Origin of the sequence: Paenibacillus planticolens, assembly GCF_013141725.1 — a bacterium.
GTDB classification, from domain to species: domain Bacteria; phylum Bacillota; class Bacilli; order Paenibacillales; family NBRC-103111; genus Paenibacillus_E; species Paenibacillus_E planticolens.
In genome coordinates, this window is the sequence record NZ_WHNZ01000026.1 from 79,634 (window position 1) to 94,129 (window position 14,496).

The 14,496-nt window shown below is 47.7% G+C and carries 8 protein-coding genes; all 8 read left to right on the plus strand.

Features of this window, described 5'->3' with window-relative positions; translation table 11 throughout:
* Positions 1–97 precede the first annotated feature (97 nt).
* The 8 genes from GC097_RS13690 (at position 98) to GC097_RS13725 (ending at position 14,328) form a co-directional block, all read left to right on the plus strand.
* Entirely contained in the window at positions 98–4,210 is a 4,113-nt protein-coding gene (locus GC097_RS13690) for a 3-keto-alpha-glucoside-1,2-lyase-like domain-containing protein (protein WP_171683856.1), read from the plus strand.
* Positions 4,211–4,722: 512 nt separating this feature from the next.
* Positions 4,723–5,748: an ABC transporter substrate-binding protein gene (locus GC097_RS13695; RefSeq protein WP_171683857.1), complete on the plus strand. Its 1,026-nt coding sequence runs from the start codon at positions 4,723–4,725 to the stop codon at positions 5,746–5,748.
* 88 nt (positions 5,749–5,836) lie between these two features.
* Positions 5,837–7,369, plus strand: a complete 1,533-nt coding sequence (locus GC097_RS13700; RefSeq protein ID WP_171683858.1) for a sugar ABC transporter ATP-binding protein — start codon at positions 5,837–5,839, stop codon at positions 7,367–7,369.
* Complete coding sequence (locus tag GC097_RS13705) at positions 7,341–8,381, plus strand: ABC transporter permease (protein ID WP_216625763.1); 1,041 nt, start codon at positions 7,341–7,343, stop codon at positions 8,379–8,381. Before GC097_RS13700 ends, GC097_RS13705 begins: the two co-directional genes overlap by 29 nt.
* Entirely contained in the window at positions 8,365–9,393 is a 1,029-nt protein-coding gene (yjfF, locus tag GC097_RS13710; RefSeq protein ID WP_171683959.1) for a galactofuranose ABC transporter, permease protein YjfF, read from the plus strand. Before GC097_RS13705 ends, yjfF begins: the two co-directional genes overlap by 17 nt.
* Before the next feature lie 36 nt (positions 9,394–9,429).
* Positions 9,430–11,214, plus strand: a complete 1,785-nt coding sequence (locus GC097_RS13715; RefSeq protein WP_171683859.1) for a sensor histidine kinase — start codon at positions 9,430–9,432, stop codon at positions 11,212–11,214.
* 11 nt (positions 11,215–11,225) lie between these two features.
* Positions 11,226–12,431, plus strand: a complete 1,206-nt coding sequence (locus GC097_RS13720) for a response regulator transcription factor (protein WP_171683860.1) — start codon at positions 11,226–11,228, stop codon at positions 12,429–12,431.
* A gap of 1 nt (position 12,432) precedes the next feature.
* Entirely contained in the window at positions 12,433–14,328 is a 1,896-nt protein-coding gene (locus GC097_RS13725) for a substrate-binding domain-containing protein (protein ID WP_171683861.1), read from the plus strand.
* Positions 14,329–14,496: the final 168 nt, after the last annotated feature.

Below are 14,496 nucleotides of genomic sequence, written 5' to 3' on the forward strand. Positions count from 1 at the left end.
AAAGGAGTAGACAGCTTGAAAGCTGACGACCGACAACGATTAGCAACTGTGTGAACATGAAGGAAGATTAATTTTATTATAAGAAAAGAGGTGTCCTGTGTTAAAAGGAAAAACGGTAATCGTCCAACTGCTTATTTTTGCCTTGTATTTGACCATGCTTTCCCCTTATCCGGTACAAGCTGCGGAAACAGAAAAAATACCCGGTTATTTTGCAGATCATTTCGATAAAATGAAAATAAACGATACATGGAATGCCATTGAAGGTCCGTGGTCCATTGATTCCGGCAAACTTTCGGTTACGAAAGGCCAAGGCTATAAAGCTGTCTCCAACAAGGATGACTTCAGCGACTTCACCATGGAGTCTGATATTCGTGTGGCAGATCGCAATGGAGATGCCGGTCTGTTATTCAGGACGGTAAGCGCAACCCCAGGCGTTGATAATGTGCGAGGCTACTATGCAGGGCTTAGCGCTACCGGAACCGGAGCTGTCATGCTCGGCCGCATGAATAACAATTGGACGGAATTGAAGCGGGCGGCCGTCACGATTAACCCGAATACAGACTACCGTTTGAAGCTTTCTGCCGTAGGCAGCCAGATCAATGTGTATGTGAACGATGTGCTGGTTTTGCAGCAAACGGACAGTACGTATACACAAGGCAAAGTGGGGGTTAGGATGTACAATTCCCTACCGTCGTACGACAATATCGTGGTGAAATCGGTCGGGGGCGACATTTTGTTATCGGATAATTTCGATACGCCGGTTGAGCAAGTCATTGATCAATGGAACTTGGTCGACGGAAGCTGGAAGGTGCAATCGGGAGCCATCACGGTCAACAAAGGCGACGGTTACAAAATCATTGCCCAACATGCGCAATTCCAGGATATGACGCTGGAGAGCGATATTAAACTGCCAAGTGACACAGGCACGGGAGATGCGGGATTGCTGTTCAAAACGCAAAGCGCCTCACCCGGGGCGGATAATGTCAAAGGCTATTACGCCGGTTTAAGCGGAGACGGCAAAGTAACCCTTGGCCGTATGAACAATAACTGGACTCCTCTGAAGCAAGTGAAAGTTTTCGACAGTGTCGATCCGAATCGCTTCTATCACATGAAGATCGTCACTTATCAGGATGAGATTAAAGTGTATGTTAACGATTCACATACGCCTGTTCTCGCCTATACCGACGCCAGTCCGCAGAAATATACCAAAGGCGGAATCGGATTAAGAAGTTACCGCGCGCAAGCAAGCTATGATAATGTGATCGCAAGCGAATATGTGGTGCCGGATAAACAATTTGCCTCGCCTGTAGCGAACAAAGCTCCGCTTGTTCAAACGCCTTTTATCCCGCTGCCGCTTGGTTCGATCGAAGCAAAAGGCTGGCTGCTTAAGCAGCTCGAACTCCAGCGCGACGGAGCTACCGGATATGCAGAGGATTTGTACGGCGAGCTCAGCACGAACGCTGCTTGGCTCGGCGGCACGGCGCCGGACTCGGACTGGGAACGTCCGGTCTATTATTTGAAGGGCTTGGTTCCTCTTGCATACACGCTGAAAGACCAAAATTTAATTGCCAAGTCGCAGAAATGGATTGAAGCCATTTTGGCCAGTCAGGAAGCCGATGGTTCTTTCGGGCCCAAAAGCAGTGACGATTGGTGGCCGCGCATGGTCGCGCTCTATGTCATGAAGGACTATTATGAAGCGACGAATGACGCTCGCGTGCTCCCTTTTATGACAAACTATTTCCATTATCAAGCTGCTCAGTTGCCAGCCAGACCTTTGAGAGATTGGGGCAAAATGCGTGTCGGCGATAACATTGATACGGTGCTCTGGCTGTATAACCGAACAGACGATGCCTTTCTCTTGCAATTGGCGGATACACTTGCTGGACAGGGATACCCACACACAGACATATTGACGGATGACGGGTTCCAAAATTTCGGCAATGACTTCCAGCCGACGCATACCGTGAATGTAAATGAAGCGATTAAAATGCCGGCCATTTACTATCAAAGATCGCATGACGCGAAAGACCGTGACGCATTCCAAGCGGGCGTTAACAATTTGACCAAGCACACGCAGATTACGGGAATGCCTTCAGGCACTGAGATGCTGGCCGGTATCGCTTCTACGCAGGGTGTGGAGCTCTGTGCGATTACGGAACGCATGCAAAGCAACGAAGAAGCAGCGATTATTCTCGGAGATCCCCATATTGGAGATGCGCTTGAGAAAATTGCTTTTAATTCATTGCCCGGCGCGATGGATAAGGATTTGAAGCTGCATCAATATTATTCTTTGCCTAATCAGGTAGAGAGCAATCTGGCGGATCATAATTTTAAACAGAACTATGATAACGGGATGATGCCTTCGCCTACGTCCGGCTTCCCTTGCTGTCGTTTCAACATGCACATGGGTTGGCCGTATTTCGTGAAAAACATGTGGGCGGCAACGCCAGACGGCGGCCTGGGTGTCATTGCGTACGGACCGAGCCGCGTATCGACCAAAATTAAGAACGCGAATGTATCCGTGGAAGAAACAACGAATTACCCGTTTGAAGATCAAATCGGGTTTGAAGTGAGCACTTCGGAATCTGTAAGCTTTCCGCTTAAGCTAAGAATTCCTGCATGGGCGGATCAACCGACCGTGACGGTGAATGGCCAAGTGCAGCCGGCTGTGAAAGCCGGGGAATACGTCACGATCGACAGAACGTGGTCCGCAGGCGATCGTGTCGTTCTTACAGTGCCGATGAAGCTGAAAACATCGACATGGGTAAACAATTCCGTCGGCATCGAACGGGGACCGCTCGTGTTCTCGCTTCAAGTGGAAGAAAATTGGCAGGTACAATCCAATACGATTGCTGCCGTGCCAGGATTTAATGCCGCAGGACTTGGCTTCAGTCAGTACCGTGTGCTGTCCAAGACGCCATGGAATTACGGCCTGTTAATTGACCGTGAACATCCGGAAAATTCCATTGAGGTCGTACGAGGACCTATGCCGGAGAACCCATTCATTCAAGCGACGAGTCCGGTCAAGCTGATTGCGAAAGCGAAGAAAATCCCGTCTTGGGGCAAGTCGGCCAATAATGTGGAAGCCTCGGAACCGCCGGTCGGTCCATTACTCTCATCCGAACCGACGGAAAATATTACCTTGGTTCCATTCGGAGCGGAGAATTTGCGAGTCAGCTATTTCCCTGAAGTGACCGAGAATGCCGATTCCGTCGCGTCCATCAAATATGAGGCTGAACAGGCTGAGATATTCAAAGCGAAAGTGAATACGAACAACAGTTATGCTTCCGGCAACAGCTATGTCGGTGAAATTGACTACGCGGACAGCTATGTCAAGTTTGCTGATATTAAGGTTCCCGCAGCAGGTACGTATAACGTTGATGTTTGGTTTGCCAATGGCGGCGATTTTACGGCAGCGACAGGTAAAATCATCGTGAACGGCAAAGAACAATCGATGAAGCTGCAAGGAACGAAGAGTTGGGGACGATTTATGGCAGTCCCGATGAAAGTTGAATTGAACGAGGGCTCCAACACGATCACGTTCATGAAAGGCACAGGATTTTACGAACTGGACTATATTGTCGTCAGACCGTTGCAGGCAGCAGCTCCGGAGCCAAATACTCCTGCATCAGCAACCTTGACAGGAGCAGCGGCTGTTCGTGCGAATGAGTCGTTTGATCTTGACTTCGGATTCGCGAACGTTACTGGGAATGTGTATGCCGAGGATTTAACCATAACGTACGATCCTGCTCTAGTAGAGTATACAGGTGTGGAAGAGCTGAAAGATGGCATCAAGATTGTGGATACAGCGCAAGCTCCCGGTCAAATTCGATTCATTGTGGTCAATTTGGGAGCGGGAGCAGGGAATATCAATGACCGCCTGCTGAAGCTAAAGTGGAAAGTCAAATCAACTGCTGGGCCGGGCAGCACAAACATTACAGTATCTAAAGCTGTTCTGGCTGATGGGGCCGGGGTGGAAACCGAGCTCGAACGCGTTGTCCACAGTTTGCAAATCACAACCGTAACGTTCCCAGGCGATCTTAATGGAGACGGTAAGTATTCCATTGCGGATTTAGGCATGGTGGCTGCTGCTTACGGGAAATCATCTGCTGACGCAGATTGGGATAAATACAAAAAAGCAGATTTGAACAACGATAATAAAGTAGACATTATGGACTTGGCGATTATGGCGCAAAAGATTTTAGAGTAAAATGACGATGGGACGTTTTGGACTGAGATGTATATCAGTTCGAAACGTCCTTTTGGCCTTGTTGGGTGGGGATGAGCGTAGCCTTTCCGGTGCAGCGAGTGCCGGTTTCAAGGCAGTACGGGGCAGTAGGGGAACTACAGGGCGCTATTTCGCCCGAAATAGCCTTTTAAGCAGGGGAGTGGGAACTAGGGTCCGCTATTTCGCCATTGTTGGCAGAAAGGGGTCCCTTTCCCCGAAATAAGACCCTGTAGATCCCACTCCCCCCCCCAAATCTCCACTTTGCGTCTAAATAAGGGAACGGAGTTCCCATAAAGGGTGCAGAGCCGCTAATAGCACTTGTCCGAGCACAATCATATCGTTCCACGCATACTGATTTGCAGCGCATGCACGGACTTCACCATTTTCATCCAGTATGACGGAAAAAAGCAAAAAATGACTTTTGCGTGTAAAGACCTTCTTTGGCCCAACTATTACACTAAGGATGTAAATAATTATTTGGAGGAGGAACACAAATGGTACAAAGAAAAAAAGTCATGGGGGCACTTGTTACAGCTACGGTATTGATGTCTCTGGTCGCAGGCTGCGGAGCCAAAACATCGGAAACGACAACAGCTTCAACAGCACCACAAGCTACAAAGGCGGCAGCAAAAGCAGGAGACGGCAAAGTGACCGTTGGCTTCTCTCAAATCGGAGCAGAAAGCGGCTGGCGCGGTGCGGAAACGCAATCCATTCAAGATACGGCGAAGGCTGATCCTACGATCGAGTTGAAGTTCTCGGATGCGCAGCAAAAGCAAGAGAACCAAATTAAAGCCATTCGCTCCTTTATCGCTCAGAAGGTGGATGTGATCGCGATGGCCCCTGTCGTGGAAACAGGCTGGGAAGCCGTTTTGAAAGAAGCGAAGGATGCCAAAATCCCAGTTATCCTCGTGGACCGCGGGATCGACAAGAAGAACGAAGACCTGTACACAAGCTTCATTGGTTCTGACTTTATTGTAGAAGGCCAAAATGCGGCAAAAGCAATGGCCGAGCATCTTGGTGATAAAGGAAATATCGTCGAGCTGGAAGGAACGGTTGGCGCGAGCGCGGCAACAGACCGCAAAAAAGGCTTTGACGACGAAATGAAAAATCATCCGAACATTAAAATCGTGAAATCCCAAAGCGGCGATTTCAACCGGGCAACAGGCAAACAAGTGATGGAAGCTATTTTGAAATCCCCAGAGGGCAAAGATATTCAAGGCGTCTACGCTCATAACGACGACATGGCGCTGGGAGCGATTCAAGCCCTTGAAGAAGCTGGTAAAAAACCAGGTTCAGACGTAAAAATCGTTTCGATTGACGGGATTAAAGAAGCTTTCGAAGCCGTTAAAGCCGGTAAGCTGAACACGGTTGTTGAGTGTAACCCGCTGCTCGGGCCACAATTGTTCCAAGCGGCAAAAGATCTGAAAGCAGGCAAACAACTTCCAAAATGGATTAAATCCAATGAAGATGTCTTCACAGGTCAAAAAGCGATTGACGCTCTGCCAAACCGCAAGTACTAAGATAAATAGACGACATTTCGGCGAAATCAAGAGTCAATCGGAGCTCTTGATTTCGTTTCATCAAAGATAAATAAAGGAGTGGAGAGGAATGCAGCAGCACGTATTAACGATGACTGGCGTTAGTAAATTTTTCCCCGGCGTCAAGGCTTTAACGAATGTGGATTTTCAGCTTAGAAGAGGAGAAATTCATGCTTTGATGGGACAGAATGGCGCAGGGAAATCCACCTTGATTAAAGTTTTGACAGGTGTGTATGAGAAGGATCATGGCATCGTCGCCTTGAATGGCCAGATCGTACACATTAAATCGCCTAAAGATGCGCAAGCGTTAGGAATCAGCACGGTGTACCAAGAAGTGAATCTTTGTCCGAATTTATCCGTTTCGGAAAATTTGTTTATCGGCCGCCAACCGCGCAAGCGCGGAGGAAGCATAGATTGGCCGCTTTTGAATGCTAAGGCGGAAGAGCTTATGGGACGGCTCAGCATCGGGCTGGACGTGTCAAAGCCGCTGTCTGAATTTTCCGTAGCCATTCAACAGATGGTGGCTATTGCGCGAGCTGTTGACATCTCGTCCGGCTTGCTCATTCTGGATGAGCCGACGTCGAGTCTTGACCAGCAGGAAGTCAAGGAGCTCTTCCGGATTATGAGAAAGCTGAAAGATGAGGGAATGGCCATCGTATTCGTCACACACTTCATGGATCAAGTCTATGAGGTCTCCGATCGAATTACCGTGCTGAGAAACGGCGAGCTGGTAGGCGAGTATTTAACCGAAGATTTGCCGAGGATTGAGCTGATTTCCAAGATGATCGGCCGCGAATGGAATGACGAGGAGCAGCAAAGCAAGGTTGTCGGAATGAAGAAAGGCGAGGTGTGGGTTTCCGCTCAGCAATTAGGACGCCGTGGTTCCATGGAGCCATTCGATATAACGGTTCGCAAAGGAGAGGTATTAGGACTTGCAGGTTTGCTCGGATCAGGGCGCACGGAAATCGCCAAATTGATTTTTGGCATCGATAAGGCGGATGAAGGGGCATTGACGATAGATAATGATAAGATTCGCACCATGTTTCCGAAAAAAGCGATTGAATACGGCTTAGCCTTCTGTCCGGAGGAACGTAAAGTCGAAGGGATTATCGGTGAATTGACGGTGCGGGAAAATATTGTCTTGGCTCTGCAAGCTAAACGTGGAATTTTGCACAATTTATCGCTTCGCAAGCAGCAAGAGATTGCAGATCATTACATCAAGCTGTTAAGCATTAAAGCCTCGAGTATGGAACAAAGAATCGATCAGCTCAGCGGTGGGAATCAGCAGAAGGCGATTTTGGCGAGATGGTTGGCTACGAATCCCAAGCTCCTCATCCTGGATGAACCGACACGTGGTATCGACGTAGGCTCCAAAGCCGAGATTCGCAAATTAATTTTATCGCTGGCAGCGGAAGGGATGACCATTTTGATGATTACATCGGAATGGGAAGAGATGGTCGGGTGCTGCGACCGCATTATGGTATTGCGGGATCGCCAAATTATTGGCGAATTGGCCGGCAATGAAATCGGTGAACAACGAATTATGCAAATGATCGCAGAAGGAGGGGGCAAAAATGATGCCGTTCATGAGCATGTTTCCTAATGCTATCCGCTCAAAGTTATTTTGGCCTGCCGTAGGAATCGCCTTAATCTTGGTTTTTAATGCGCTGTTTACCCCGGGATTTTTCCACATTCGGATGCAAGACGGGCATTTATTCGGCAGCCTGATTGATATTTTAAACCGTGGGACGCCGATTCTCATCATTGCGCTGGGCATGACGCTTGTCATTGCGAAAGAAGGCATCGACATCTCGGTAGGTTCGGTGCTGGCGATAGCCGCTTCCTTGGCAGCATTTCTTTTGCAGAAGCATGTTCCGTTTGCGTTGGCCTTGCTGGCAGGGCTGGGTATAGGCGTTGTGTGCGGATATTGGAATGGTTTGCTCGTAGCTAAGTTGAAAATACAGCCGATGATCGCCACACTGATTTTGTTGACGGTAGGGCGAGGCATCGCACAGCTGATCTCCGGAGGAAAAATCATTACGATTTCCGATAAAGCGTATCGCTTTGTAGGAGGAGGCTACTTGTTCGGTGTGCCTTTTGCCGTTATCTTGGCGATTGTCGTTTTTGTCGTTTTACACGTTATCACACGGAAGACGGCGTTTGGATTGTTTCTGGAGTCGGTTGGGGCCAACCGTATATCCAGCGAGTTCGCCGGCATCAATGCCACACGGATCATGATATCCGTCTATGTCATTTGCGGGTTTTGCGCAGCTCTTGCCGGCATAATTGTCTCCTCGAACATTACAGGAGCCGATTCCAATAATGCGGGATTATGGTTTGAGTTGGATGCGATACTGGCCGTAGTCATCGGGGGAACCTCCATGCGTGGCGGACGTTTCTACCTGGGCGGGACCGTCTTAGGCGCGCTGTTTATTCAAACCTTAACGACGACCATTTACACGCTGGGTGTTCCATCGGAATCTGTCATGGTCGTGAAAGCAATCGTCATTATCCTTGTCAGTCTAGTCCAATCTGATGTATTAAGAGAGATGTTGAGCCGTACGTTTAGCAAAAAAATGGAGAAGAAGGTGCTTGTCAATGAAACTGCCGCTTAAAATAACGTCCTCGAACATCACCATTCTTGCCACGGTTCTGTTGTTCATTTCGTTATACGGAACAGGATCTGCGATGTTTGACAGCTTTTTCTCGATTCAAGTATTTCTAAATTTGTTTGTCGATAATGCGTTTCTGATTATCGTTGCGACTGGCTTGGCTTTTGTTATTGTTACAGGGGGCATTGATCTTTCCGTCGCTTCATTAATTGCGCTTGTCAGCGTGCTGTCTGCCGTCATGTTAAGAGCCGGCATTCATCCATTCGTTGTCATGCCAAGCGTACTGCTGTTAGGCACGATATTTGGCTTATTGCAGGGGTATCTCATCTGCCGGTTTCATATTCATCCGTGGATTGTCACTCTTGGCGGCATGTTTTTGGCACGGGGCACGTGCTTTTTGATTAGTCCCGAAAGTATTGTCATCGATAATCCGATTTACAGCGCCATATCCAACTTTAGAATACCAATGCCGGGGGAAGGGTCTATTTCCATCGGGGTCGTCATTGCCCTTGTAACGGTTGCTGCAGCTGTTTATATTTCAAGATATACGGCATTCGGCAGAAATGTATATGCGATTGGCGGGAATGAGAAATCTTCCGAATTAATGGGCCTTCCTGTGTATGCAACCAAATTAGCGGTTTATACGCTAAGCGGCTTTTGTTCGGCGCTAAGCGGCATTGTTTTTACTTTTTACATGCTGTCCGGCTATGGTCTTCATTTGATGGGAGGCGAGATGGACGCAATTGCTGCGTGTGTGATTGGCGGCATCCTGCTGACAGGCGGATTTGGTTACTTCATAGGCCCAATGCTAGGCGTACTAAGCGCTGGAGTTATCCAAACGATGATTATGTTTCAAGGTTCGCTAAGCTCGTGGTGGACGAAAATCGTCATCGGCTTCCTCTTGTTCGCCTTTATCGCCCTGCAGCGGGTTATTGTGTCAAGAAGGGAAAGAAAGCGGAATCCGCACATGCCAAAAAAAACCAAAAGTTCCGTCCCCAATATAGTCCAGCTATGATATTATAAGTACGAATAAAAGAAGAGGAGGATCGCAGTGAGGGCATATCTTCGTTGGTGGCATGACCGCAGCATTCGGTTTAAGCTGAACTGCATCTTTCTCTTAATTATTCTGATTTCCATTCTTACCCTAAGCTTTTGGGGAATTCGGACGTACAGTAATTATTCGGAAAATCAGGCGGATCAAAGCACGCTGCAAATGATTCATCAAGTAGAAAGCAACGTGGATTACTATATCGATCATTTAAAAGATGTCCTCTATTACATAAGTCAGGATTCGGAAGTTGAGAAGTTCATGCGGATGAATGAACCTGAAATCACGGAGGAAGAAGTTTCCCGGATCGACAAAACGTTGTCCATGTATACCGATCGCAACAAGGAAATCATGGGGATTATGCTGGTCAATAAAAGCGGTGCTTTCACATCGCATGATATGAACCGGATTACGCGTGATTCTTTGGTCGAGGAAAGCTGGTTTCAGGATGCGATCAAGGCCCCTTCTGAAACGATGATTATTAGTAATCCGATAGGCCGCAACGTTTCAACTTCTCAAAACTACAGCTCATACGATGTGCTGTCGCTCGTACATGCCGTGGCAGATCCCCAAACGAAAGAAGTGACGGGGGTCGTTCTGATGGATTTGAGAATGGATATGATTAAATCTATATTTGAAAATGTGAAGCTGGGCAAATCGGGATTTATGTACATCTTGGATCACAACGGCAATATTGTGTATGCTCCAACGAATGATATTGTGTATCGCATTCAAGGAAAATGGCTTCCGGACGGTTCGCAGGGAAGCGTTACGCAACAAATTAAAGGCCATGCTTACCGCATTTTGTTTAATGATTCCGAAACGAATAAGTGGAGGTTCATTGGCGTTATTCCCAATGACGATTATCAACGGGTCATCACGGATATTCAACTGTATACCTTTATCGTTACGTTTATTACGATTGTTTTGGCAGCGCTTTTATCCGCTTATTTTACAGGCACACTGATCCGTCCCATCCGTAAGCTGATGAGTTTGATGAGCAAGGTGAAGAACGGCGAGCTTAATCAGCGTTTTGTTGCCGAAACCAAAGATGAGATCGGACAGCTGGGAAACAGCTTTAATCATATGCTGGAGGAAATCAACAATCTGATTAATGTGGTCTATATGGAGCAGAAAAAAAAGCGGGAGGCTGAGCTGCAGGTTCTTCAAGCCCAGATCAAACCGCATTTTCTATATAATACGTTGGATACGATCGGGTGGATGGCCCAAGAATATGAAGCCGACGATATCATTGAAGTGATCGGGGCGCTTACGAATCTGTTCCGGATCGGCTTGAACCGCGGAAACGAGTGGATTCCGGTGCGGGACGAGGTTAAACATGCTGAGAGCTATATGATTATTCAGATGTCTCGCTATATGGATAAATTAGATTTTAAGTTTGATATTCCCGAGCATTTGTATCATTACCATGTCCTGAAGCTCATTCTGCAGCCTTTGATAGAAAATGCGATATATCATGGGATTAAGGCAAGAACGGGCAAAGGGAAAATCAGCATTTCCGCCAAGCAAGAGCTCGATCTGATCTGTTTTCGCATCATAGATGACGGGGCTGGCATTCCGCCGGAGAAGCTGGAGGAAATCAACCAAATTCTACGCGGCGAGAAAATGCGCGAGGATCATTACGGCATTGGCTTGTTCAATGTGAACGAGCGGATACAATTAACTTATGGAACCGCTTTCGGAATCCAGGTTTACAGCGAGCTCGGTAAAGGAACAACGGTTGAAATCAAGCATCCAATGGTGCAAGCAATGAAAAAGTCAGGTTGAGGTGACGAATCATGTGGAAACTAATGATCGCAGACGATGAACCGCGCATTCGAAACGGCCTTTGTAAGACGCTGCCATGGGCTGACATGGGCATTGAGGTTGTTGCTGAAGCAGAGAATGGCAAAGAAGCATTGGAAATTGCGGCTTCCGCTTGTCCTGATCTGATGTTTGTGGATATTAACATGCCATTTATGAACGGTCTCGAATTGATTGAGAAATTGCAAACGCAAAATCCGAATTGCTTGGTAATCGTGATCTCAGGTCATGATGAGTTCGCGTATGCCCAGCAAGCGGTTAGGCTTAACGCCTTTGATTATTTGCTAAAGCCTGTGCAAAAAAAGGAGCTGGGCGCAGCAGTAAACAAAGCCATAGACGTGTTGACGAAGGATCGCGTTGAACAAAAGCATACCCAGTGGATGAACCAGAAACTGGAGTTTAACGCTCTAACTATGCGCGAGGAGTTTTTTAGCAAGTGGATTACCGGAAAGCTTGCGAAGGAACAGTTTGAGGAAGAATGGCTTTTTTTTCAGCCGCAGTTTCATGGGAAAATCAGCATGCTGCTGTTGAAGCCGCTCGGCAAAATGACCGCCAATGCGCCGAATAAGATGTGGGATCCGCCTTTGCTCGAGTTCGCGATCAAAAACATTTTAACTGAAATGCTGCCGCAACTTCCTGTGTCTGTCATTTTCAGCGTGGAAAAAGGACGGATTGCCGCCCTGACGCAAATTTCAGATCTAGCTGGCATTCGCGCTATCTACCAAGAGTTTGAACGCACGGTGATGACTTATTTGGGAGTCAGCCTGCTCCTGACCCATTCGGTTGTCGAACAGCTTGAGCATGTTCCACGGCATTATGAAGATCTGCATCAGGAGCTCCTTCGTGAAAGCGCTTTGACCCCCATTGTGATGATGACGAAGAAGTATTTGGAAACTTATTATTATAAGGAGGATTTATCATTATCCGAGGTGGCTGAGCAGATGAACGTGAATGCGACGTATTTAAGCAAATTGTTAAAAAGAGATCTGGGAAAATCGTTCGTAGACTGCCTCACCGACATTCGCATTAAGAAAGCCATTCAATATCTGAATGATCCCACTTCTAAAATTTATGAAATCGCACAGAAAGTCGGATACCAATCCCAACACTATTTTAGCCATACGTTCAAAAAAATGACCGGTGTATCGCCTCTGGAATATAGAAAACGTGGAGACTACTAGGATGAAGGTTCCTTCCAAAATAGGTTTCATATGGCTGCTTGTTTTCAGCTTGATTGGCCTGGTTGTGGTCATGCTCGTCGCAAGCCTGCTGCACCTTAAAGCGGTAAAAGATGAACCTTATTTTTTAATTGGCATCAGCCAGCCGAACTTGAATGAACCACGGCAGCTGTTAATGAACAATGAAATTCGCAAGGAAGCGGAAAAGCATAAAAACGTTAAGCTCATTTTTACGGATGCGGCAGAAAACAGCGAGAAGCAGGTTCACGATGTTCAAAAATTGATGAAATACGGCATCGATCTTCTTATTATTTCGCTGAATGATTCCGAGAAGCTGACGCCTATCGTGACGGAGGTTTATAAGGAAATTCCGGTTATCGTTCTCGGGCGCGGCGTTACCGGCTATGATTACTCGCTGTTTATCGGCTCTGATAATTTAGCGATCGGAAAAAAATCAGGCAAATTGGCTGCTGATTTGCTCGGCGGTACTCCGGCGGACATTGTGGAAATAAAAGGGGCCGTCAGCACCAGATCCGTTGAAGAGACCAGCCGTGGCTTCCGGGATTATTTGTCCCATTCTCCTTTTATTACAGTGAATAAAGTGATTGTCGGCGACTGGCAGCGGGATCGGGCAGAGGATGAGCTAAGGCGTATTTTGCCCAACTCTCCGGGAGTTAAGCTTGTATTTGCGCATAGTGACGCTATGGCGCTAGGGGCCTACCGGGCGATTGACGCATTAGGCTTGCATGATGTGCAAATCATTGGCATCGATGGGCTGGACACCCTGAACGGGGGATTCGATTTAGTTAAACAAGGTGTTCTGAGCGGTACGGTGACTAGCCCGACTGGGGGAAGGGAGTCGATTCAATACGCGCTCGATATCCTGAACCGTGAGAAAGTGATTCCGAAAAAAATCATTTTGCGCAGTCATCTGATTACTCCCAAAAATGCCAGGGAAGTTGAGGCAGCGAACGATCCGGGCCACAAGCAGATAGGTTCCCGCATGGATGTGAATACGAAAAAGATGAAGCTGGGCGTAGCCGTCGTCGGCTCAGAAAGCAGCTGGCGGGCAGCCAACACGGAATCGATCAAAACAGCGGCCGGCCAAGACCTCGGCATCGAGCTCATCATGCAGAATGCGGAAGGCAGTCAGGCCAGGCAAATCGAGATCATTCGCAGTTTTATCCGGCAGAAGGTGGATGTCATTGCTTTTACGCCAATTGTAGAGACTGGCTGGGACGAGGTTTTGGCTGAAGCCAAGGCAGCCGGCATACCGGTCATGCTGAGCGACCGAAAAGTGAAAGTCGAAGACGACTCCTTGTGGACTACGTTCATCGGCTCGGATTTTGTTGAAGAGGGACGGCGAGCTGCCAGATGGGTTGTCGAGCACAAGCCGGCGGAGGTTGGAGAAACGAAGATTGTGGAGCTTCAAGGCACCGCAGGTTCCGCACCGGCCATTGAGCGCCGGCAGGGATTTGAGGAGGTTCTTTCCCAGAACGCCGCATTTCATGTCATTGCTTCGGAAATCGGCGATTTCACGATGGAAAGCGGTCAAAAGTTAATGGGCAAAGTGCTTCAGCAGGGCATGAAGCCGCAGGTTGTTTTTGCGCATAATGACGATATGGCGCTTGGTGCGATTAAGGCGATTGAACAGGCGGGCTTGAAGCCGGGCAAAGACGTCACCGTGATTTCCGTGGATGCCACGAAGCTTGCTTTTCAAGCTATGCTTGCAGGAAAGCTAAACATGTCTGTAGAATGCAATCCCCTGCTGGGTCCGCAAATTGTTAAAGCGGCCAAGGATCTTGTCGCAGGCAAGGAAATTCCGGTGAATATCATTACAGCGGAAAGTATTTTCTCCCAGGAAACGGCGAAGCGGGATGTTACTACGCGTAAGTATTGAAAGCAGGAAAGGGCCTGCACGACGGTGTTGTTATAAAGAACCTAGCGATCTTCCGCTAGGTTTTTTTGCGTATTAAGAAGAAGGTAGAGTATGAGTACGACAATAACAATAACAATAACAATAACAATAACAATGACAACGACAACCACAACCACAACGACTATGATC

Excerpts from the sequence above, each read along its gene's own strand:
- GC097_RS13705 (WP_216625763.1), top strand. The coding sequence starts at position 7,341 with ATGATGCCGTTCATGAGCATGTTTCCTAATGCTATCCGCTCAAAGTTA.
- GC097_RS13700 (WP_171683858.1), top strand. The coding sequence starts at position 5,837 with ATGCAGCAGCACGTATTAACGATGACTGGCGTTAGTAAATTTTTCCCC.
- GC097_RS13725 (WP_171683861.1), top strand. The coding sequence starts at position 12,433 with ATGAAGGTTCCTTCCAAAATAGGTTTCATATGGCTGCTTGTTTTCAGC.
- GC097_RS13720 (WP_171683860.1), top strand. The coding sequence starts at position 11,226 with ATGTGGAAACTAATGATCGCAGACGATGAACCGCGCATTCGAAACGGC.
- GC097_RS13695 (WP_171683857.1), top strand. The coding sequence starts at position 4,723 with ATGGTACAAAGAAAAAAAGTCATGGGGGCACTTGTTACAGCTACGGTA.
- yjfF (WP_171683959.1), top strand. The coding sequence starts at position 8,365 with ATGAAACTGCCGCTTAAAATAACGTCCTCGAACATCACCATTCTTGCC.